This is a genomic window from Actinosynnema sp. NPDC059797, from assembly GCF_042732085.1.
Taxonomy (GTDB): domain Bacteria; phylum Actinomycetota; class Actinomycetes; order Mycobacteriales; family Pseudonocardiaceae; genus Actinosynnema.
This window is the reverse complement of record NZ_JBHWIE010000004.1, coordinates 58384-81512: the sequence shown is the minus strand read 5'-3', so window position 1 is coordinate 81512 and position 23129 is coordinate 58384. Positions and strand designations below refer to the sequence as shown.

Sequence of the window (23129 nt, the reverse complement as noted above, 5' to 3'; positions counted from 1 at the left end):
ACGCCGAGAGCCTCCAGTCCGGCGCCGACTATCCCGAGCCCAGCCTCAACCCGGTCGCCGTTGGTGATCCCGTCCAGCGCAGCCTGCCCGGTTTCCAGGATGCCGACGCCGGCGACCGCGGTGGTGTCGGCATCCGGCGTCGCGACGAACGGTTGTTCACCGCGCTCCAGTCGGTCGAATCGCTCCGCGCTGTCTCCCTCGGCCTGCTCGTATAGCTCGGAGGTCGCCTTCAGTTGGCGAAGGCGTCATATTGCTGCTCAAGGGCTGGAAATTCTGTCCAGGCTGTACTGCCATGTCAGGCCACCGCGATCGCCGCTGCCGTCCTCGTCCTGCGCCACGTCGAAACCTGCTATCGATCACAATGAAAGCGTCTAGTAGGCGAGGACGGCTCCCTGAAATGCCCTCGAAATAGTCGTCTATCTGCAAGGTAGTGACCGGTCCGAGCCGTTCGGTAAGACTGTTCAGGTCTATGAGAACTGATGGTTGGCATCGAGGTCCGTCACGTATACATCTCGTCGATCACGCCATCCGCTGTATTCATGCTGTCGACCTTGGCGTAGCGGAGGTCGTCGAGATCGAGAGTGACTCGGATTGCACTGAAGTGGCACTCGGCCGCGTAGACCTTGCCCTTCTCGGTAGGACGCAACAGTTCGGGATCGATCGAGCCTTTCGTTTCGAAGACCAGGTAGCGGCTGCCGTCGGAGCGTTCGACGACAACTGCCCAGTCAGGGTTGTAGTTGCCAAGTGGTGTCGGGATAGTGAAAGCTGCAGGCAGCTTGACGAATGTCTTGACGTCGTTGCGCTGATTAAGCGCAATGGCGAAGGCACGCTCAACGGGAGAGTCGACGACAATGTATTTGTACGGCGACTTCGCGTCGAACTCGAGCAGCTCGCCATCGTTCCCGGTTACAATGTTGCCACCTAGGCCGGTGTAGCCGGCTAGGTCGGCCTCGGCGAAGATCGAGAGTGGGTACTGACGGGCAGACTCAGGTCTGGTGTCATCGACAAGCTCGTAACGGAGGCCGGTGACGAGCAACTGCTCCTTAGCGCTGTTGATTGCTTGAGTGGCCTGGTTGACATAGACCTGTGGGTTCTTTCGGAACTGCGCCAGCGTGCCTGATTCGGTCAACGCCTGGGCGAGGGTCCGGCGGGTGAGTTGAGTACGGTCGGCGAGAACGGACAGGATGTCTGGCAGGTCTTCGCGGTCTGCGTAGACCACGTCCACCCGCTCGCTCCGCATGGTGGTGCTACGCAGGCCGCCCTGGTCGATGCCGTCGACAACGGTGGTTTCCCACATCCCTTTGCGGTCCGGCACTGGGGGTAGGGCACGCAGCGCCGAGACGACGGCCACCTGTAGCCGGGCTTCGTCGACATTGACGCGAAATTGAGTACGGTGCTTGATCCGCTCCCACAGCGCCTGGAACTCGGGGCTCTCCAGGCGCTCGTCGACCACTGGAACAGAGACCCGGTCACCAGCCTTTTTGACGTCGATCGGCTTGACAAGCCGCTTGATGAGGCGCTGGACAACGAACTGAGCTGTGACGCTGGGAACTGCCGCCGCGACGAGCGCACGCAACTCCTCGGTGTCGCTTGCGACAGCCTCACGGAGCCTGTCCTCGACCTTGGCGACGCCCTTGCCGGTGGGCGTGACGTATCGGCCAGCGGCCAGCGCCTCGAAGAGGGCGTGGGCGGTCTCGTAGCCTACTGGCACCGGCCGGGCATCGGGTGCGGGCTTGTAGGTGAGGCGCGCGAAGCCATCGACGCTCACGCGGCCGAACTCGATGCCGAGGTCGTCGGCGAGCTCGCGCTGGAGCTGCTCCGCGAACTCCTCATACGACTCGTTCGCGATCACTGTGAGACGGTTGACCTCAAAGCCGGGAACGCGTTTGCCATCGCCGTCAATGCAGATACGTAGGCCTCGGCCAATGCTCTGCCGTCGCCACCGCTCAGTGCCCATGGTGCGCAACACGCAGATCTGGAAGACATTCGGGTTGTCCCAGCCCTCCTGTAGTGCGGAGTGTGTGAAGATGAAGCGGATCGGGGTGCCGGGAGTGGTCAGCCCGACCTTGTCCTTCATGATCTGCTCATAAGCCAAGCTCGCCTGCTGTCGGCCCTTATCATTGGCCTCCGAAGTGTCTACAAACCGCTCAGACTTACCCCTGGACCGGTCGATTGAAAAGTAGCCCTGGTGGGCGCGACAAGCTACCGCGTCGGCGGGATCGGCCCCTAGAAGGCTGCGGAACTCCGGCGCGGCGGCAATCCTCGCGTACTCCTCCTCGAACATTCGTGCGTACTCGCCCGGCTGAGCGTCGCCGTTGTCGTCGTAAATGCGGTACTTCGCTACCGAGTCGACGAAGATGAGGCTGAGGACCTTGATCGCCTTACCCGCGACGGCGAATTCTTGCTCCTTGCGTAGGTGCTGCCGGATCGTCTGGGCAATCATCTGCCGAGCACGTTCGTCAACGCTGATCTCAGCGCCAACAGTTTCATGGACCTTCAACTCGATGAGGTCACCGAAGCGGACCGACTCCGAACCAGGTACCACGCTGACCGAGTCGAGAGTGAGGTCGCGATAGCGCGCGCGCCCGGTGATGTCCTCGAGGTTAGCCCCGAGAGGCACGTCGACAACCTTACGCTTGATCTGGTTGCCAGCCTCGACGTCTACCTCCAACCGCGCCTTCAGCACGGAGCCAGTACGCTTGGTCTGAAGCAGACGTACATACGGCACGGTGCCACTCGCCTCGGTGACGAGAGAATCGACCTCGATTCGCTTGACGAGGGCCTGCTCGTATGCGGCGATCGCATCGAGGCGGTAGACGAGATTAGCCTTGTCGTACCGGGGATGTGTGGCAGAGTAGCGCAGCACTGCCGTAGCATGCATGCCCTTCGCCAGGGACTGCTTGCCGACTGTATTGTCTTCCCTGGTCAGCGGGCGCCCTTCGATAGCGATTCGGCCTGCGCCCTTTGCCTTACGCGGGTTGCCGTCATCGCCGTAGACACTCTGTGGCTCATCGACGATAATGATGGGGCGGGTGGCGCGGATCAGGTCCATCGGAATCTCGAAGCCAAGGTCCTCCACTTGTTGATGCACTTTATTGGTGGCCTTGTTGATCGCGGCAGCGGTGGTAATCAACACCTCGATGCCGGATGAGGTGGCGAAGGAGCGGACCCGCGAAAGGTTGCCGCCGTCGAGCCGGAATGAAGAGAGGCGCTGGCCTGGGTAGAGCGCCTCAAAGTGCTCGCGCAAGAGAGCGATCGAGGTAGTCACGCCCTCGCTGATAGCGACCGACGGCACCACGATGACAAACTTCGTGAACCCGTAGAGCTTGTGTAGCTCGTGAATCGTGCGCAGGTAGACGTAGGTCTTGCCGGTGCCGGTCTCCATCTCGATGGTGAAGTTGACCGATGTGAGCTGCTCCTCGTGGGCGAGGCCGGCGCGGTCCTGCACAGTGTGCAGGTTGGCCAGGATGACGTCGGTATGCAGGCGTAGCCGGTTGCCGACACCGAGAGTCTCCACTCGCAAGTCGGCCTCGTCTAGGCCAGGCAGCATGTTGGCGTCCGGGGCCTTACGAGCTTGGACGGTGAACTGGCCAGTAAGAGAATCCTGCCCGCGGAAGAGATCGGTGACGGCGTCGATGGCGGCGCGCTGGTAGTCGAGGTTGGCCTCGAAGTTGAACTTCACGCTGGCCTCAGATGCTGCGCAGGGTCGTGATGCCAGCCTGCCGCAGCGCTGCGGCGAGGTTCAGCTTGGCCGCGGAATCGCGAAAGCCCGTGTCCCGGACCACGACGGTCACATCGGAGTCCACTGGATCCTCCTCCCGCCACCCGACGATCGCCCTCGCAACCTCGTCCGCCTTTGCGACATCCAGATCGCCACCGAAGAAGGCGTACAGCGTGCCTGCGAGGCTGTAAAGGGTGGACCCAGCGACCTCCCTGGTCGCGACCGGTGTCACCAGATCGATGCCCAGCCGTAGCATCATCTCCACCAGGAGATCGTCGGTGCTTCGGCCGTCGACGAGGTTATCGACGGACTGGAGCAGGTCGAGCTCGGCCGTCCCGTCCCAGGGCTTCACGTTAGAGTCAGCCAGCTTATAGGAGCGGAAGCCGGTATCGATGTTCTGCCCATCCAGCGTTCGCTGCTGGGCAATCTGCGCACCCGCGCGACGCAGTCGCTCGCGGGTAATGTCGGCGATCGTCGCGTAGCCGTCTTTATTCACAGGCTCGTCGAGTTGCACTAGAATGTAGCGACGGTTGCCGCCGTCGGCGGCGTTGAGCTCCATTACCGCATGACCTGTCGAGCCCGAGCCGGCGAAAAAGTCGAGAATGACTGCCTCCGGTGCAGACTGAGTGACCGTCTTAATCCAATTCGCTAGAACCAAGTGATCCTTTGGATAGGCAAAGACATCGCTGCCTAGAAGGCGTCGGAGGCGAACTCCCGCCGCAGCACGATCTTGCTCGAAAACCGGGCGAATGGGCTGATCCTCAAGCTCGTCAAGGAAACGTTTGTAGCGCGGACTGGTCGACTCATCCTCACCGAATAGAATCCTGCCTTCGGCGATCTTCTGTGCCATTGTCGATTGAGAATAAACCCAACCGTTCGGATGGCGCTTAACCGGCTTTCCGGTGACCGGATGCAGCAAGTCGTACATGAGGTTTTCTCGTGGATTGGGAGACCTTAGGTCGCCCCTTGCGAAGACCCGTCCCGCTTCGTCAATTTCCTTATAGCCGCGCGATCCGCCTAGCCCTTTCGCGATGTCAGCGGGCGCTGATTGCCACCATTCCTTTAGGATTTGAGTCGCCTGAACCGGATCTCTGCCGCTTGACTCCCATGCACGAAGTGCGGCATTCGAAACCTCGTCCGCACCCTTCTTTCGTTCGGTCCATCGAACGTTGGAATCAACGAGCAATGCCTTCGATTTCGCATACAACAGCATGTAGTCCACCCCTAGTGATGTGAACCGTGAATCATTTCGCCCGGATCCTTGCCACACAATGTTCGCGGCAAAATTCTCGGCTCCAAAGACTCGATCCAGCAACAACCTTAGGTGGGAGTGTTCCGTGTCGTCGATCGCAACAATAATGATGCCAGATTCTTTTAGAAGATGATGGGCTAGCAGGAGGCGCGGATAGAGCATCGAGAGCCACTTGGAGTGGCGCGAAGCCCCAGCGCGGCGATCAGCTACGAGATCGGACGCGGTGCCGTTCTCCAGAAAGCCATTCTCGTCACGAAGACCGGCGGCCATCTCAGTTTCCGTGCGGGAGGCGCCGAACTTGTCGTCGTAGACGAAATCATTTCCGGTGTTGTACGGCGGGTCGATGTAGACAACGTCGACTGTGCCGGTGTAGCCCCGGCGCAGCAGCCGAAGGACCTCGAGGTTGTCGCCCTCGATTACGATGTTGCGGGTAGTGTCCCAGTCCACCGACTCACCTGGGCGCGGGAGCAGTGTCTGAGTAGCTGGCTGGGCTGAGAGCTTGCGAGCTTCGTTCATGCCGGGCCAGCGCAGTCCGAAGCCCTCTCCGCCGCTCCGGTCGGTCTTCTCGCCGATCAGGTCAGCTAGAACGCCGAGATCGACCCTCCCGTCGACGACGGCGTCGGGGAAGAGCCGGGCGAGGGCGTCGATATTGCCCTGCACCTCTCCGGGACCATGGTGGTCGCGCTTGTCGTTGATCGGCTCGAACGGGATGCTGTCCGCGGTCACGTCGTTGTCTCTCCTGGGGTAGTGCACCGGCGATGGAGGTCTCACCGGATCACTGCGATGGTTCAGCACTGTAGAGGTTGGCGCGTACGGTAGCGATCTGTTGTCTCAATGCTTTAGCTGTGGTGTTGAGCGCAATGCGCGACTGCTGCGACCTCGCACGCTTCGCCTCCCGCGCGACGACGTCGAGCTCCGCTTGGAGAGTGGCAAGCCGATGGTGCAACTGCACTGCCTCATCGGCCCCGAGCGCGGCCGACGCGGGACGGCCTCCGGTTGCGGCGATGCGCACCAGGTCGCGATAGAGCACCCGTAAGTCGGTGCGATGACAGCGGGTGATATCGAGAGCACCGTCGGGCAGCTCGGCCACCGGGACGGTGATGGTGGCGTCGATAACTGAGGTCCGCCTCTCCGGGTCGGTGCGGCTTACGTGGGTGAGAGCGAGGGCCAGCTCCCCCGGCAGGTCGGGCCCGTCGAGGAAGAGCACCACTGGCCGGGGCATGGCTCGCTGGACCAGTTCAACCAGGCGACGTCGGTCGGATGAGGCGATCTTCGGGTTCATCCGTATGTGCAGGACGGGAACGTCGGAAATTTCGTGGTCGCCGGTTCCGTCGCGGTATACGGGTACCAGGATCGTCTCCGGGCGGAGGATTCCGACGACCTGCGCCGAGGCGACGGCCCTGTCGACGAGTCTGCGGTTGGGTGTGCTCTTCGTGTCGCCGCTGACCTGGTCTCGCAACAGCCGTTTCGTAAGCCGCTTGGAGAGCTGGGCTCGTTCAGGTAACCCTAGGACCTCCGCAGGGTCTAAAGAGGTTTTCTCGCTCACGGCACTACCGCCAACCAAGCGACGACATCGACGGCGTCAAGACTGGCGGTACCGTCGCTGATGCCTAGGATTGAGGGCCCAGGCGAGAACAGGGAGCCCACGGCGGTTTCTGTCGCCTGCTTGGAGGCCGCCCTGACGGCCACGTCGAGTAGGCTCTGGTAGTGGGTCATTCGGGTGCCGTCTATGGTCGCCCGATTGAATGCTGCGAGAACGGCCTCGTCGGGCTCCGTGCGGTCCAGGCAGTGACGGCGCAGGACGTTGAGGGCAAGCTTCGGCTCGTCAATTGGGTGAGCCAGCACGCCGTCGTCCCCGACGTAGGCCAGCAGGTGGGGAGCTAATGGGTAAGAGGCCGGTATCGCGATCGCGTTCCCCCGCACCCGGAGCAGGAAGACCGCGCCTGGTGTGAGCCCGTCGGCGGCGAGTGTTTGATCGAAACGAGTCACGCCGAACAGAGCCAAGGGCCAGTTGGCCAGAGCCTTGCGCTGCCGCCATGGACGCGAGGCAGCATCCATGCGGAAATCACCCAAGGTGAGGTCGGTGATGCTCAGCCCTCCGGCAAGGTCCTCCATCGTCGGAGCGGCGTTCTGCATCTGCTCGAGCTGCTTGCGGCGGTAATCCAGGTCGTTCATCGCATCGGCATCGAGGATGTTCTCCTCACCGGTGGCCGACACGTCGAGGAGGGTCATTCGACTGGAGACGCGCTTCTCCAAGTTGATGTAGGTATCCAGGTCGATGTCAGGCCAAAAGTTGACCAGTTGCACAGAGGTGTTGGTGGTACCAAGGCGGTCAACGCGACCGAAGCGCTGAACGATGCGAACCGGGTTCCAGTGGATGTCGTAGTTGACGACCATGTCGCAGTCTTGAAGGTTCTGCCCCTCGGAGATGGCATCTGTGGCGATGACGATATCGATCTGCTCAGCAGCCGGATCGCCTCCCTTCGAGCGAGGCGAGAACGCCGTCAGCAGGCTGTGCATGTCGTTTCGCGTGCTCAGAGTGCTTTTATTGTTAGTGCCGGTGATGAGTGCAGCGTGCAGGCCGAGTTCTGCACGTGCCCAGCTGGCTACTTCTGTATAAAGGTAGTCGGCAGTGTCGGAGTAGGCGGTGAAGACCAGTGCCTTCCGATTTCCCTCATTAGTGGGCTCCTCGGCCTTCTGACGAAGCACTTCCTTGAGTGCCAGGAGCTTGGCGTCACGACCAGGGGCAACGGCACCGATGTCGGCCAGCACCATGCGCAGCCGGTCCCGGTCGTCGCGTAGATCCTGAAGCCAGGCAGCGCGGTCGATGTCAGCTAGCAGCACCTTCAAAGTACTGCCGATAACGTCCTCCAACTCTTGATCATCGAGGTCGGCGACATCGTTGAGGCTCTCAATGGAGACACCGGTGCCGCCTGCGGTGTCGTACTCCTCCACTTTGGCGATCACTGCCTCGACCTTGCCGAGTATCTTTGCCACAGTGCGGGTGAGCGATGCCACCGACGACTCCAGCCGCTTTAGCAGCCCAATTCGCAGAAGGTGGACGACGTTGGCGTCACGGTCGGACTGCCGCCAGACCCGGGCGCCACCGGTACGCAGTTGCTGGTCGTAGAGTTCGGCGTACTTCTCTGCCTTGCTAGGCAGCACATATGAGGTCGGCCGGTAGGCAGCCATGTTGAGCATAAGGAGCGCATCATTGAGCTGCTCAGGTCGCATCAATCGACCATCGGCATCGATCGGCGGTGAAAGGTTGACCGGTGCAAGTCGCTCGGGGAATTTCCCAACGTCTGCCGTGCCGTAGTACTTCTCGATATGTTTGCGAGAGCGGGCGATCGTGACCAGGTCGAGCAGGCGGATGTAGTCCATGCCGAGCACGTCAACCAGCGACTTGGCCGACCTGGTAGCGGCGTCGCTCTTCTGCCAGGTCATGAACCGCATCTGCGCCTTACGCAGTGTCTGCTCGATAGAGCTAATACCACTGCTCGCGAGGGCGCCGTCTACACCTTCGGTGGCGAAGAGGACCTGGTTCTTGAGGTCGGCCAAGCGGGTGTTGACGGGGGTGGCGCTGAGCATGAGAACCTTCGTTCTCACCCCTGCCTTGAAAACTTCGTTCATCAGCCGCTGGTAACGGGTGACGTGACCCTTGAGCTGGGGATTGTTTCGAAAGTTGTGAGACTCGTCGATGACCACCAGGTCATAATTGCCCCAGTTGACATGTGCCAGGTCGATGTCACCCGACCTGCCGTCGGCGCGGCTGAGGTCGGTGTGGCTGAGCACGTCGAAGGCGAACCTGTCGGCGAGCAGCGGATTGCGAGTATCGTTGGCACGGAAGATCGTCCAGTTTTCCCGGAGCCGTTTCGGTGTTAGCACGAGGATGCGATTATTGCGCAGCTCGTAGTACTTTATAACGGCCAAGGCCTCGAAGGTCTTGCCGAGACCCACGCTGTCAGCAATAATGCAGCCGTTGTGGAGTTCCAGCTTCTCGATAGCGCCAAGCACGCCATCGCGCTGGAACTTGTAGAGCTTTCGCCACACCTCAGTGTTGAAGAAGCCGGTCTTTCCTTGTTTCTCAGCGTCGTCGTCTGCCTCGCTCACGAAGTCTGAAAAAAGCGTGATCAAGATTCGCAAATAGACCGACTCGGGTGGATTGTCTCGATAGAGCAACTCGAGCTCCGTCAAGAACCGCTCACGCGCGTCCTCACTTGCCTGTTCGTTGTGCCAGATGCTTTCGAAGTTCGCGGCGAGCCGCTTAACGTCGGCAACATCGCTGATTTCTTCCGGAAAAATCAGGTCGTCCGACGGTGCCAGCCCGAGCCCTTCGGCGTCGAGACCAGATCCGCTCACGGCGTACGGGAACATTCCACTGACGCTCACCCACGATTGCCGTGTACGCCTCGTTAATCTACGGACCTGCAGTCGTTCTCTAGCCCACTCTGCACAGTCTCTGGCGATTCGGTGCTGGTTCAGTCTCGCGCGGAGCCGGTGCTCATTGCTCAAGCCATTGAGCGGGTACGACTCCAGTGAGCCATCCCACAGAAGCAGGCGACATGAAACGTCTGAGGCAGCCTTTATTAGCGCGTCGTAGACATACACCGAGAATGACTCGCTCAACGCATCCACCCTCGTCGCTCCTGTGAGATGGCGACGAAGGCTATCGATGATCGGTCCAACGGCCTCTGCGTTTGTCACGTTAGTCCTCACCGCTGCTAGAGTTTTGACCAACCGCCAGACTTCGCGCGGGTGGTGTGTAGACACCGATCCTAAGGGCTCCCAGTTCCGTAGAGGACAGTACCCATCATGCGCAGAGTGAGTCCTTCATCGTGACAGTGCAGGTGGGACTTCACCCAAGGCCGCGTAGTTAGTCGGTGGGTGAGGCTGTCAAGGAGTAGATCAGGCGTGTCGTAGCGGTGGAGCAACGGACCTCGGGTAGAAGCGGGGATCTTCCAAGATCGTCCTACTGGTGAGGTCCTGTTGCGTGATCGGTATGCCGTCCCTGTGCCCGGACCGGTCGGCGATGCCCAGGGCGTGTTCGGACCCGGTCACCTGGGTGAGCTGACCCGTCACCTGCCCGTCGATCTCGTCGACGCCGTCGTGGAGGAGACCCGGACCGTTCAGCGGCGGGTGCGGTGCCTGCCCTCCCGGGTCGGGGTGTACTTCGTGCTGGCGCTGGCGTTGTTCCCGTCGCTGGGATATCTGCGGGTCTGGGACAAGTTGACCGCGGGGCTGAGGCCAAGCCCGCACCCGCGTCCCAGCGAGAAGGCGTTGCGCGACCTGCGTCGCCGGCTCGGGCCGGCGACGCTGAAGGCGGTGTTCGAGGTCGTGGCGGGTCCGTTGGCGCAGCCCAGGACACCGGGTGTGTGTTACCGGCGCTGGCGGACCGTCGCCTTCGACGGATGCAGCTCGGTCAAGGTTCTCGATCACGAACGCAACCGTGCCTGGCTGGGCAGGATCGCGACAGCGGTGGGCTGGGCGGGCTACCCGATGCTGCGGCTGATGACATTGTGCGAGACCGGCACCCGTGGCCTGCTCGGCGCGGTCTTCGGACCGATCTGCGAGTACGAAACCACTTACGCGAACGATTACTGCCACTGCTGACGCCCCGCATGCTGCTACTTGCCGATCGGGGGTTCGACAGCAACGCCTTCCTCCAACAGATCGCAGACACCCGGGCCCAGTTTCTGATCCGTCTGAACCACCGTCGCCGCCCCGGCGTGCTCGCCGTCCTGCCGGACGGCTCCTACCTGACCCGACTGGGCAACCTGCAGGTCCGGGTGGTCGATGCCCGGGTCACGGTGACCACCAGCGGCGGCGACCGGTGGAGCGAGCATTACCGGCTGGCCACAACACTGCTCGACCACCGCCGGGACCCGGCCTCGGCGCTGGTGCGTCTCTACCACGAACGATGGGAAGTCGAGTCCGCCTTCTACGCCCTGCGCCACACTGTGCTCGACGGACTGGTCCTGCGCTCCCAGGACCCGAGCGGGCTCGCGCAGGAACTGTGGGCCCAGTTGACCGTCTACCAGTTGCTGCGCATGGCCATGGTCGAGGCCGCGGAGTCGCGTCCGGGCACCGATCCGGACCGCACCGGCTTCACCATCGCCCTGGAAACCGCCCGCGACCAGGTCATCCTCGCCACCGGCCGAGACGACACCACCAGCATCACGGTGGGGTCGATCGGCCGGGCGGTCCTGGCCGGGCTGCTGCCCTCGCGTCGAACGCGGATCAGCCGCCGCAGGGTCAAAGCACCGATCTCCCGCTACCACTCCCGGCCCGCCGATCCCCGCCCCACACGCAGTCGGCGCATCACGCACCTGGACATCGACATCCACCAGGCCACCGCCACACCACCGCCTCCCGTCGTCGACACACCGCACGACGTTCGACGCGTAAGCCTGGGCCCAGGCGTCCCCGGCTCCGGACACCGCAACTTCACTACGCGGCCTTGGGTCAAGTCCCGGTCGCGATACGGACTGGGTGGTGGGAACAGGGCGGGCAAGGCTTCCGGTAAGGCAGCAGTCGACCAAGATCCAATATCCCAATCGGTAGCCTCACTGTGCTGTAGCACCACGCCTGCGGCCAGGTTCTGAACCGACAGGGGGCGCGCCGCACCAGCGCGCCGCGCCCCCTGTCGATCAGCCGGTCATTCGTCGGTGTCGTCGAAGTCGAGCTCCAACTGCTCCGGCGTGTCACCGATCACAGCAGCTCCGGGTTCAGCCTGCTCGGGATCTTCATGCGGTAGGGCGTAGGCGTGAGTGAGTGCTGCGAGGTGGAGCACCAGCGGCAGTTTCAACGCGTCGGCGTAATCGTCGGCGAGGCGTTGCTGATGCACGAACATTGCCCACTTCTCGGCCTCGTCATCCGGCTGCAACGCCACCACGGCCAGTTCGAGCAGCTCCGGGTTCCACGCGGACTTGTCCGGCTTGCGCTGTGACGGGCCACCGCCGTTCCGGTGCTCGGTGAACTTGCTGACGTCCCGGCCGACCTTGTGCTTGCTCGACTTTTCGCTGGTGCTGTAGAACACGCGGCCCGGGTCATCCTGGTCGACGACCCACAGACCCTTGGCGGTTCCGGCGCTTCCGTCCTTGTCAGGTGCCCACCACTGCGCGGTCTCGTCCCGGTCGCTGCTCGCGACCCGCACGATCCGCAGCTGCCTGCCTTGCGCGGCCAGCCGCTGCAACGGCCCCTTGCCCAGGCGGATCTTGTTTGGGACCAGGCCGCCGTTGGTCAGCCACGGCCACCGCTCCCTGGTGTTCTGCGCGTGCGTGAACACCAGCGTGGGCTCGCCTCGCAGCTTGTACAACGTCTGTTGGACGAACCGGGCGGTGACCTCCTCCTGCTGTTCCCGGGTCTTGAGGTCATCGCCGCGGATCTGCCCGGTGAGGCTCCTGAGCAACTCCGGGTAAGGCACCCACTCGTGCATCTGCGGCGTCCGGCCCATGACGCAGCTCTGGCCCTCGCGGATCAGCACTGCGATCGGGGTGAACACAGGGCGCTGGTTGTCTTCGCTAACACGTCGTTTGACTAGCCAGAACGCCACTTGGTTGAGATTCGTCGGGATGTGCTCGCCGACGGAGTGGCGTGGCGTGAAGCGCATGCCGAGTTGCCGCAGGCCGTCGGCCCACGCCGCTGCGGCGCGGTGGGGCGCGCTGTCGTCGCCCTGCTCGCTCCCGGGCACCTCCAGGAACTGGCTGACCAGACCGGTATCGGCGCAGCCGAGCCTGATGGCGTACTTGGGGTCGGCGGTCCGCTTGAACGCCGCGCGCCCCTCCAACTCGACGAAAGCGACCGACGCAGGACCGGTGGCGTCGCGCATCCAGTCGCGCACCAGGTGGTGCACCGCCGTGCGGCGGTCGAGGATGGCCGCGTCCCAGTCTTTCCCCCGACGGGGCTCCTTGGCTCCACCGAGGCGGTCGCCCAGCGCTCCGAGGTCGCGGACGTGTAGGCGCACGGTCAGTTGGGGGTGTTCCCAAACCCACACGTCTGGCCCGGTGCGCGTCCGGTGTCCCGCGAGCCCCAGGTTAGCCTCGGCTGCCTGGACGAGGTGGTCGCGCATGACGTCGCTCTGCTTGAGCAGCACGGCGTTCAAGCCGGCCGAACCCACCGCAGCGGCGACGAGTCGACGTAGTTCCTCGGCGTTCTCCTCAGCGATCACCGCGTTGTGCGCCTCGGTGACGGCCGCTTCCCCGACCGTGGCATTCTTCTTCATCGGGGCCTTGTCCTGGAGCAGCCTGTGCGGAACCTGCGGCAGGCTGCTCTTGTACAACACGCGGCCGGTGGTGAACTCCGGGGCGAGCGCCTGGGCGGCCCACTCGGTCAGCCTGCGCCTCTCGGCGGGCATGATCCCGGCCTTGACGCCGTGCGCACCCATCATGGTGTGGTGCACGACGGCCGCCGTCACCCCGTCCCGGCCGCCCAGCCAGGTCTCCGGCTCCTTCGCCATGAGTTCCGCCGACGGGAGGTTGGCGATGGGGGTCACCCGGGCGAGCATCCCCTCGGGGCCGCCCTGCGCCCACTCGTTCCCGCGGGTCCTGGGGTTCCACGTCAACCGACCCACCGCGAAGCGCTCGGGTGACGGGCCGTCGGGCACGAAGCTCTCGTCGGCCAGCAGGTACACCGAGACGCTGCCCCGTGCGGGCATCCAGACCATGTCGCGCACCCACCGCCGCACACCGGTGCTGATGTTGACGCGTGGAACCGGGGAGAACGGCACGGTGCGCAGGGAGACCCGGATGTAGGCGGAGTAGTGCCACGACCTGCTCTTCGCGCCCTTGCCGGTGGTGTGTTCGAGTGGTGGCCACGACACCAGTTCGGCGCCGGGCGCACCCGCGGTCTGCGCGACTTGGCGGAAGGTGAGCTTCTCGCCGAAGTGCTCGTAGGGCGCGAGCCGGGCGATCCGGGCGGCGAAGGTCTCGGGCAGGAGCCGCCACAGGTGGGGCGCCGGGACGGCGGTGCCGCCCTCGGACACCGTGTGCTCCAGCATGTCCACGCTCAGCAGGTCCCAGCGCAGCGCACCGACGTTCAGCTCGCGGGCGACCTCCTTGACGAGGGAGTGCGCTTCCGGCTTCGGCTGCATGTCGCGGAGCCAGGCGTGGATGAAGTTCGCCATCACCGAGGTGGGGTACGGGTCGGTCGCGTACAGCCAGGGCCGCGCGTCGTCGAGCGGCGCGTTCGCCGCGACCGAGATCAGGTCCGGGGCGACGGCGGCGATGACCTGGTTGAGCCTGCGGATCGGAACCTGCTTGATTCGCTCGGACCGGTCGTGCCGGTACAGGCGCAACAGCGGCTCGCGCCAGGAGGCGGGGAACGACAACGCGTGCTGCGCGACGAGGAAGGGGCCCGCGTCGGCGGACGGGACGAAGGACGCCGGCTGGATGTGGTGGTACGCCATGATCTGGGGCCTTTCGGGGAGGTGTCGTTCAGTCCATCTCGGCGAGCGCGCGGTACAGCGGCTCGTACAGCGAGGTGACGAGTGACTTGTCGATGTCGGGCACGGAGTCCTCGTCGCCGAAGTACGGCGCGAGCAGCGCCCGCATCCCGGCCAGCAGGCTGGTCGCCGGGGTGTCCGTCGCGTCCAGGCCCGCTTCGCGAGGCGAGAACGCGGCATCGACGAACACCACGCGGGCAGGCACCCCGCCGCGCACCAACCGGCCGATGACCTGCCACATCACCACCAACTGATCCCAGGTGAACGCGGCCTTCTCGGCTTCGGGCAGGCTGCTCCACGACAGCCGGCGGGTCAGGAACCGGTTCCACTTCCCCCGGGCGGCCCGGCGGAAGGCCAGCGCGGCCAGGTCCGGGGTGCCCGCGGCGAGCGCGGCCTGGTGGAACTCTCGCCGCGCACCGCGCACCTGGCGCACCGCCCAGTCGTTGATCGCCTGGACGGCGAGGGCGATGTCGTCGGGGCGCGGGTGCGGCCGGGCGAGGAAGTAGACGGTGCCGATGGCGGCCTTGCCCCCGGTGACCACGATGTTGTGCCCGCGCTCGACGGCGAGCAGCGGGGCGACGAGGATCTCCCCGCCCCTGCGGGCGAACGTCGCGACGTCCCCTCGGCGCAGTGCCTTGACGTCCTTGTCGCGGGGCAGTGCCGTCCAGGCCGAGTCGACGTCCGCGTCGTCGGAGACCAGCAGCGTGATCCGCCCCGTCCACTCGGGGATCGAGTTGAGGTAGTGCGCCGCCCGCTTGGCCTCCTCGTAACTGCCGACCAGCAGCAGGGCGCGGCGCCGGTCGGGGTCCTCGATGTCGGCGAGCTCCAGTTCCAGCGCGCTGCGCGAACCGGCCAGGCTGCGATCCGGCTCGGCCAGCTGGTGCAGCATCTGGATCAGCGCGTGCGGGCGCTTGTCCGGATCGCAACCCGACAACCGGATCGCGTTCGTGCTGTCGGGCCAGTACAGGAACTCCTTGCGGAACTCGGTCCGCAGGATGGCGTCGACCTCCTCGGCGTGGGGGCGCAGCACGGCCCCCACCTCCGCGTGGACGTGGTAGCGGCTGGAGGTCCCCGCCCAACTGGTGGCCGACATCAGCAGCACCTGCGGACCGGGGCGGCCGTCGACGGCCGGCAGGTTCGGCAGGTCGAGCAGGAGCTCTCGCCCCACGCCGCTGCACCGGAAGAAACGCAGCTCCCCGCTCTGCTCGCCGTCCTCGCGGCGTTCGTCGAGCTGGAACTGGAAGCCCAGCACGTTGCCCATCGGTGACTCCGGGATCACCGGCTCGTAGTCGCGCGGCGGCCGACGTGACAGCACGTTGGACGTCGAGTCGAGGTTGAGGGCGGCCTCGACGCGTTGCCACATGTCGGTCATGAAGTTCAGCCGGTGGTGCAGCGCGGCCAGGACGAGGGTGAGTTCGAAACGTGGTGCGTGCACGGCGAGATCCGCCGCGATCGCGGCATCGTTCGCGACCAGGTCCAGCAGGACGGCCCGCACCCGCGCCCGCGCGCCCGACCCGTGCGGCGCGTGCAGCAGGCCCAGCGTGAGGTCGACCAATTCGTTCACCAAGCCGACGGTGTCGTCGTCCGCGCCCGTCGCCGGTTGCCGTTGTAGCGGGTCGTCCCGGAAGCGGTCGAGGACGCGGTCGATTCGGTCCCGCGCCCCGGTGCGCTCCTCGACCGTGGCCCCGGCGGGGGTGGGTTTCGGATCGTCCTCCCGCAGGTCCGGGAACCACGTGTTGATCAGCCACTGATGCAAGGTGAGCGCGCTGAAGTAGTCCTGGGTGATCCACGAGCGCAGTGAGGCGTCCTGGATGAGCAGCGCGTACAAGCGATCGGTGGCGGCCGTAACCGTGTTGACGGCGTTCGTCCAGTCGTCGACGTCCTGGGCGGAGAGCTGAAGCCGTCCCTGCCGTGCGAGCTCCTGCAACTTGTGGCCGGCGACCTCGTCCAGCCATGAGTTCGGCGAACGGCCGACGAGCGTCGTCGCCGGGGCGAACGCGGTGTCCAGCTGCATCTGCACCCGGTCGGCTTCGTCAACCACGACCAGGTCGCTCATCCGGCAGGCGAGTTCCAGGTAGCGCAACCGCTGCTCGTGCAAGGGCTGGGGCACGGACGTGTGCACGAGGCTGGCCGGGGTCGCCACCCACACGTCGGTGTCGACGAGTTCCCTGGCTCCTCGGTGGCGCGGACAGCGCGTCCACAGCGGGCAGACGTGTCGCTTCGGCCGTTCGGCGGGTGCGGGTTCCGCGTCCGAGGGCTCGTGCTCCTCGACGAAGAGGGCCGTCGCAGAGGGGGTCGCCGGCTTCGGCACCGGGTAGAGGCTGGTGCACGGGGCCTGCCCGATCCGCAACGCCCGGTCGGCGTCGAGACCGCGTAGCGCGTCGAGGGGGCACGCGCTGGTGACGTAGGTGAAGCCGGGGTGGTCGTGGGTGAGCATGGTCGGCTCACCCGCGGTGGTCACGCGCCGGTGCAGCCGCTGGATGTGGCGTTCCAGGGTGGAACGACCGAGCACGGGTGCGGCGCGAACACCCAGGCGGGTGAAGAGGGTGACCACGTTCAAGGCGTCGGCGACATCTCCTACCACGATGGTGGTCCGCAACCCGCGGGTCGTGACCGCGCAGAACGTGAGGATGTCGCGCAGGGTGCTCTTGCCCGCGCCAACCATGCCCACGAGGTGGAGCAGGCCGTCAATGCGCAGTTGTCCGGTGACGGTGAACTTCGCTCGGGCGTCGTTCCTGGCCAGCAGGCTCACCCTGGCCAACCTGTCCGCCCAGTGGTTCGGCTTGCCGTCACTGAGGCCGGACTCGATCTCGTCCATGCGCGCGGCCGCCTGTTCGAGCTCGGTCCAGGTGACCTCGATGGGCCTGCCACCGCCCGACGGCAACGCTTCCAGGTCGTGCCCCTGCGGCGCGGGGGCGGGGAACAGGTCGTCGGTGAAGGTCACCGCGTGTCGCCGGTCGCGTACGGGGAACCAGTGCTCGCCCGGGCCGGCCACCGGCAGTCCCTGCAAGGTGAACGGCGGTGCGCCGCTCAACAGCTGTTCGTACTGGTCGAAGCGCCCCGGTGCCCGGGATGGACTGCGCCGTCTCGGAACGTCGTCGGCGGAGTCGAGGTCATAACCGCGCAGTGCCTGCGGTACCCGGACGTAGGCGTCGAGTGCCCGCAGCCACTCGCGACGTCGCCGCAAGGGGAACAGGTAGTGCCGGCCGCGTCGAATGCGAACCCGCTGCGCGTCCGTGCGGACGTCGCCGAACGCCTCGCTGTAGGGGTATCCGCTGAACAGCGTCCACGCGTCGGCTGCGGTGCGCATCGGCATCGTGCCTTCGAGCAGGTGCAGACCCAGTTCGACATCCAGCAGGTCCGCCGGGCGGAAGGAGGTCAGATCCTTGGGCCAGGCTCCCCTGAGCTCGGTGGACATGCCGCTGTGCCAGCCGCTGCGGTCACGCATCCCTATCTCCTCCGGTGTTCGCGACGGTGCGGCGCCGTCGCAGCGTCGCCTTCGCCTCCCGTACGAGTTCGCGGTCGGTGAGCAGCGAGACGTAATCCGCCATCCCCTCTGGCAGGTTCTGGAGGAACACCTCGCGGTACCCGTCGCGCTCGGTGAAGCGGTAGTGCGGCACGACGAGCAGCCCCCGGTCGTAGGGCGGGTCGGGCCGCAGCGGCACCGTGGCCCGACCGAGTAGCGCGGGATTGGCCCGGTCCTTCACGTCGAGCGCCCACACCCGTCCGTCCGGGAAGCGCACCTCCAGGTCGTAGGCGTCAAAGTTCGGCCACATCACGGGTGTCAGCCCTAGAGCACGCAGTTCGGCCTCCAACTCGATCTCGGCGAGTCCCGGTCCGGTGATGAACGTCCGCAACGGTCGGGTCAGCTGGTGGATGCCACCGCCAGCGGCCGGGTCGAGCACACGGGAGACCCGGACGGGTTGGCGACGGCACCGATCGAGCAGGCAGATGTAGCGGTCTTCCCCGACGGGCACGAGCAGGCAGTTGCACCCCGCGCAGACGGCGGCCTTCCCGTCGCGGACGTACCGAGCTGTGATCGGTGAGTACGACCGCTTGACCGTGTCGTGCAGCAGGTCGAGATCAAGGTTTTCACCGAGTCGGGCAAGCTCGATCGAGGTCAAGGTCGGTTGCTCGATGAGCAACCTGCGGAACGCGGTGTACGCCTCCGGCGCCCGCGCCGCCCGACACAGCGTCAGCACCTCCCGCATCAGGTCGTTCTCGAACCGCTCGGCGGCGGGGTCCGGCGCGGAGACGGCCCACTCCAGACACTCCTGGGTCGGGCTGCCGGTCTCCGCGTCCACCAGCACGAGTTCACCCGCATCCTGGTCGGCGGGAAGCGTGAACGGCCACCGGGACAGCGGGCGTTCGGCAGCCCAGCGCACCAAGTCCGGGACACTGCCCGGAGGCCGCACTCCGCGCCGGATGCAGTGCAGCACCACGTGGTTGTAGGCGTTCTGCACCACGTCTGGATACACGGGATCGCCCGCCGTGCGCAGCTGCGACAGCCGGACGAAGGCGGTCGCCAAGAGCCGCACGAGCGGCTCACCGTCGAAGTACGCCAGCCCGGCTGTGGGCTTGTCACCGGCCACGACGGCCACCTCCGAGGGCACTGGAACACCACCGCGACACGGGACAGGTGCCACACACCCTGGCAGTCGGCCGGGCGGTGAAAACCTCGTCGCTGCGCCATGGCTCGGCGAGGTCGTGCAGCACCTGCCGCGCCTTGGCGACCCGGTCCGGCTCGTGGAACGGCTCGATGCACTCGACCGTCGCGCCACCGGGGCGCAGCGTTTCCAGCTCGACCCGCGCCCCGGTCAGGTCTCCGCCGAGGTGGCCGTCGTTCAACAGCACCGTGGCCAACGCGAGCTGGGGGTAGGCGTCGAGCGGATCGTCGTGGAAGCGGCCCTCGAGCTGGGTCGTCTTGGTCTCCCGCCACACGACACCGCCATTGTCGTGGAAGAGCACGTCGGGCTTGGCGATGACGATGACGTTTGCCGTCGTGTCGTAAAAGGTCAACTCCGGTTCGACTCGCACGTCGGTGATCGCACCCGCGTTGAACGGGCAGGTGTCCAGATGCTGCCCGAGCATCTGTGAACCGGCCCGTCCCAACTCGCCCGACATGATGTCGGGGTCCTCGCTCCAGACCCAATCCGCCATTGGCATGTCGTAGGCGGTGCACTCGCCCTTACCGAGGCCGTGGTTGACCTCCAGCACCTGGTGCACCGCCTTGCCGAGTTCAGCCTCCGCGCTGTATTCGTCGGTGCGCGGCAGACGGACGCCGTACGCGAAGGACATGGCAGGGCAGTCGCGGTAATACCTGAGGTCGCTCATCGACACCTTGCGCAGCGGCCACGGCGAGCGCCGCCCTGGGACGCCGAGCAGGTTAGGCGCCTTCGGGAGGTCTTCGCACGAGGTCAGCAGCTTGCACTTGAGGCATGACGCACCAGGACGGGCCTGTCCGCCCCGCACCAGGGTCTTGACCGGTTCCGCTGCGTGTTCGGCGAAGCGCTCACGCGCCTGTTCCGGAGTGCCGTCGAACAGCAGCGCGTACGAACCGTCCGTCACGCCGACCTCGGCGACCCGAACCCGGTTGACGGGTTCCGCGCCCAGCAGCCGGTATGGCTCGGCATACCTCTCCGGCCGCGTGGCAGGCTCGCCCGACGCGGCGACGTGCGCGGCGTGTGCGATCTGGGCGGCTGGACGTTCGCGCTTCCCGGCCTGACCGACCACCAGGAGCCGGAACTCGCGCAGCTCCGTGGTCGGGTCGTGGTAGCGCCGTCCCCAGGAGGTGTACTCCCAGGTCCGGCCGTCCCTCCTGGCCCGGAGCACCCATTCGTGCTCACAAGGCACCACCGGAGGCGCGTCGGTCGGTCGGCTGTTGTCCAGGTAGGCCCGCACCGCGTGTTGGACGAAGGTTCGCTGGACGTCGTGCAGCGGAGGTGCCGCCCGCTCGGCTCGCTGTAGTGCGGCGTCGAGCGGGAGGTCGCCGAACTCGATCATGTCCAGCACGTCCTGGACCCGACCGAGCTGGAAGTCCTCTAGTCGCTCCCGAGGGTGACGGGCGGGGAACCGCGCCGAAACAGCGGGCCTGACCTTGGCCGCCGTGTGAGGCAGACATGCCTTCTCGGCCTGCCCGGCCATTGAGGAGCTGACGCGCAGCCGTCGGGAATCACCCTTCAAGCCGGCTGGCATCCGCCAGGGGTCGGTCACCGGACCTCCCAGTCCTTGATCCGCTGTTGTGGCCCCACCTGACCGACGGAGCATGTGAACTCTAACAGATCTAACTGTGAACAGTGCCAACCAACTAACGTTGGCATGGTCAGCGTAGCCGTGACCAGGGCTTCACGGCATGGGTGAGCTATGATCGCCTTGGTGTTTCTGCACGTAGACGACTCGATGGGAGATGCGGCATGGCAACGCGAGGGGTCGAGGTGACCGCTGCGGACATCGCTCGCATCGCCGATGTGAAGCCAACTGCTGTCAGTAACTGGCGCAAGCGGCATGGTGACTTCCCGCGTCCGGTCGGTGGTACGGACCGCAGTCCGCGCTTCGACCTCGCCGAAGTCGAAGCATGGCTCACCAAGCAGGGCAAGGTCGGCGGGATCGCTGCTGCCGAGAGGCTCTGGCAGGCGTTCGAGTCCGCACGCGACGTCATGCCGAGCGAAGCTGCCCTTGCCCTGGTCGGGCTCCTGTTGTTCCAGTTGCATCAATGCCCGGACCGGGAGATACCCGAAGACAAAGCCGACTTCGCACGTCTTGTCGAGCATGCGGAGCACACCTTCGCCGAGGCCCCCGGAGCCGATGCGGGGGGCTTGGGGGAACTGCTCCTTTCGGTTCAATACGACCTGGGAGCGCGTCACCTCAGCCTGCTCACGGCAGCCGCTGCCGCAGCAGCCGTCGACGGGGCCGCGGCCACCTTCAATCAGATCTGTGATCGATTTCTGGAGCAAGGAGCTCGGGTTGGCTTCGCCACCACTCCTTGGGAAGTCGCCGACCTCATGGTGACCTTGGCCGGAGACATCACGGGTACCGTGGTCGATCCCGCATGCGGGAGCGGCACTTTTCTCCTGTCCGCTGTCGAGCACGGGTGTCGAAGGGTGCAAGGGCAGGATGTGAACCCCTCGACAGCACTGGTCGCGGCACTCCGCCTGGCGTTTCGCAATGCGGATCCGGCGAACGATGTAGTCTCATTCGACGTTCACGCGAACGATTCGCTGTTGGATCCGGTGTTTTCACGTGGGAAAGCGGCGGCGGTTTTCAGCCACCCGCCTTTCGCGGAGCGGAATTGGGTTTACGAAGAACTGCAGGACGAGGTCGACTGGGAGTACGGCCTGCCGCCTCGCACGGAGTCGGAACTCGCTTGGGTTCAACGAGCGCTGTCCCATGCCGCGGCTGGTGCGCCGGTCGTGATGCTGCTTCCGCCCGGCGCAGCATTTCGACGTTCTGGACGGCGTATTCGTGCGGAGCTACTGAAGCGAGGGGCGTTGAGGGCGGTGATCTCACTGCCGCCCGGATTCGCTGCCCACTACTCGCTTCCACTTCAAATTTGGGTGTTGCAGCGACCGCTTCCTGGAGCGTCGATGCCCTACCCGCTGCTGCTGGTCGACGTGGGCGAGGTTGTGAAGGACTACAGAGGCGCATCAGAACAAGGAGAAGAGATCCGCGCCTTGGTCACTGACATCTGGTCAGAGTTCACCTCGGCGCCGGACAAGTTCGCTGAACGTCCCGAAGTCGCCAGAGCCGTTCCAATTGTGACACTGTTGGACGATGAGTGCGACCTGACTCCGCGCCGCCATCTGCCACGACCGGTGCGCCAGGCCACATCGGCGACAGCGTTGAACTCGACACGCGCTGCCTTCGAGGACGCGCTGCGTAGTCTGACGCGAGCGGTCCCTTCGATGCCACGCTTTCCTGTTCCCGAACTGGCGGGCGCGCGCACTGTGACGCTGAACGAGTTGACGAAATCCGGCGTCGTTTTGCTGCGTCGTCCTTTGTCGACCGGCCCGCATCTGATCGCCGGAGATGCGAATGCGGGCCTCGTCCGCTACCTCACAAGTCAGGACATTCTCCTTGGGCGCGCGCCCTCGCGGACCGGCCCTCTGCCCGATGATATCCTCGAAAACCCCCCGATTCGGGTAGACGACATTCTCGTGCCGATGTTCGCCAAAACGTCCATTGCAAGAGTGGCAACGGAAGATGACGCCGGTGCCCACCTCGATGTCGGCATCTATCTTGTCCGCACTGATGTCAACATCTTGGACCCCTGGTACTTGGCTGGCTGTCTGTCCAGTGGTGAAGGGAGTCGTCAAGCCCGCTCGGTGACGAGCTCGGCAGCAGTTGGCAGTCGCATCGACCCGCGTCGGGTCCGAATATTCCTCCTGCCTCTCGAGCAACAGCAGGAGTATGGCGCGGAATTCCGTCGAATTGCCGACTTTGTGCGATCCATGCGCACCGCGCACGACATTGGTTGCGAACTGGCTCGCAACTCTGCTGATGCCATTTCGGCCACCTTGAGCGTGGCCGTAGAAGAAAATGCACCGCCTTTCTCGTCGATCCTTAATGGTTCGCAATAAGTTGCAACTTGCGAGGCGAGCGATTGTCCGAGCGGTTGGCTGCGCAGGCCTGGGGCCACTCGGTGACGAATGTCTGCCGGGACGGACGCGCGGCCTGATCGGCGGACGTCCCACCCGAAGAACGCCATGGCTGCTGGT

At 65.1% G+C, this 23129-nt stretch carries 9 protein-coding genes and 1 pseudogene; 2 read left to right on the top strand and 8 right to left on the bottom strand.

The features are described 5' to 3' along the window. Positions 1-499: 499 nt before the first annotated feature. Genes ACFV4N_RS02645 through ACFV4N_RS02630 form a run of 4 tightly spaced genes read right to left on the bottom strand, consistent with a single transcriptional unit; the run spans position 500 to position 9350 of the window. Positions 500-3682: a restriction endonuclease gene (locus ACFV4N_RS02645; protein ID WP_499670745.1), complete on the bottom strand. Its 3183-nt coding sequence runs from the start codon at positions 3680-3682 to the stop codon at positions 500-502. Between the two features lie 7 nt (positions 3683-3689). After that, positions 3690-5699 (bottom strand): site-specific DNA-methyltransferase, encoded by a 2010-nt coding sequence (locus ACFV4N_RS02640; RefSeq protein WP_499670744.1) that lies wholly within the window; start codon positions 5697-5699, stop codon positions 3690-3692. Between the two features lie 49 nt (positions 5700-5748). Beyond that, the gene (locus ACFV4N_RS02635; RefSeq protein ID WP_499670743.1) at positions 5749-6519 is read right to left on the bottom strand and encodes a DUF4391 domain-containing protein; all 771 of its coding nucleotides are present in this window, start codon (positions 6517-6519) and stop codon (positions 5749-5751) included. After that, on the bottom strand, positions 6516-9350 hold the full coding sequence (locus ACFV4N_RS02630) for a helicase-related protein (protein WP_499670742.1): 2835 nt from the start codon (positions 9348-9350) through the stop codon (positions 6516-6518). Before ACFV4N_RS02630 ends, ACFV4N_RS02635 begins: the two co-directional genes overlap by 4 nt. Positions 9351-9959: 609 nt before the next feature. On the opposite strand from ACFV4N_RS02630, the pseudogene ACFV4N_RS02625 reads away from it, so the two are divergent. Further along, positions 9960-11335, top strand: a pseudogene (locus ACFV4N_RS02625) (IS4 family transposase); the annotation flags it as partial. A gap of 296 nt (positions 11336-11631) precedes the next feature. On the opposite strand, the gene ACFV4N_RS02620 reads toward ACFV4N_RS02625, so the two are convergent. From ACFV4N_RS02620 to ACFV4N_RS02605, 4 genes are read right to left on the bottom strand one after another with little or no spacing between them, the layout of a single operon-like run. Continuing rightward, on the bottom strand, positions 11632-14379 hold the full coding sequence (locus ACFV4N_RS02620; RefSeq protein ID WP_499670741.1) for a pPIWI_RE module domain-containing protein: 2748 nt from the start codon (positions 14377-14379) through the stop codon (positions 11632-11634). A gap of 28 nt (positions 14380-14407) precedes the next feature. Further along, positions 14408-17863 carry a pPIWI_RE_Z domain-containing protein gene (locus ACFV4N_RS02615; RefSeq protein ID WP_499670740.1) on the bottom strand — a complete coding sequence of 1152 codons (3456 nt, stop codon included), beginning with the start codon at positions 17861-17863 and terminating at the stop codon, positions 14408-14410. Then, positions 17856-19007 (bottom strand): pPIWI_RE_Y domain-containing protein, encoded by a 1152-nt coding sequence (locus ACFV4N_RS02610; RefSeq protein ID WP_499670739.1) that lies wholly within the window; start codon positions 19005-19007, stop codon positions 17856-17858. The genes ACFV4N_RS02615 and ACFV4N_RS02610 overlap by 8 nt, the downstream gene beginning before the upstream one ends. Beyond that, positions 18997-20418: a PD-(D/E)XK nuclease family protein gene (locus ACFV4N_RS02605; protein ID WP_499670793.1), complete on the bottom strand. Its 1422-nt coding sequence runs from the start codon at positions 20416-20418 to the stop codon at positions 18997-18999. Before ACFV4N_RS02605 ends, ACFV4N_RS02610 begins: the two co-directional genes overlap by 11 nt. Before the next feature lie 431 nt (positions 20419-20849). Here ACFV4N_RS02605 and ACFV4N_RS02600 point away from each other — a divergent pair, with 431 nt between their 5' ends. Continuing rightward, positions 20850-22991, top strand: coding sequence for an N-6 DNA methylase (locus ACFV4N_RS02600; protein ID WP_499670738.1), 2142 nt, complete (start codon positions 20850-20852; stop codon positions 22989-22991). Positions 22992-23129: the final 138 nt, after the last annotated feature.

What these genes read in the sequence shown, in the direction of transcription:
- ACFV4N_RS02605 (WP_499670793.1), bottom strand. Translation starts at nt 20,418, where the DNA reads ATGATCGAGTTCGGCGACCTCCCGCTCGACGCCGCACTACAGCGAGCC.
- ACFV4N_RS02630 (WP_499670742.1), bottom strand. Translation starts at nt 9,350, where the DNA reads ATGTTCCCGTACGCCGTGAGCGGATCTGGTCTCGACGCCGAAGGGCTC.
- ACFV4N_RS02615 (WP_499670740.1), bottom strand. Translation starts at nt 17,863, where the DNA reads ATGCGTGACCGCAGCGGCTGGCACAGCGGCATGTCCACCGAGCTCAGG.
- ACFV4N_RS02620 (WP_499670741.1), bottom strand. Translation starts at nt 14,379, where the DNA reads ATGGCGTACCACCACATCCAGCCGGCGTCCTTCGTCCCGTCCGCCGAC.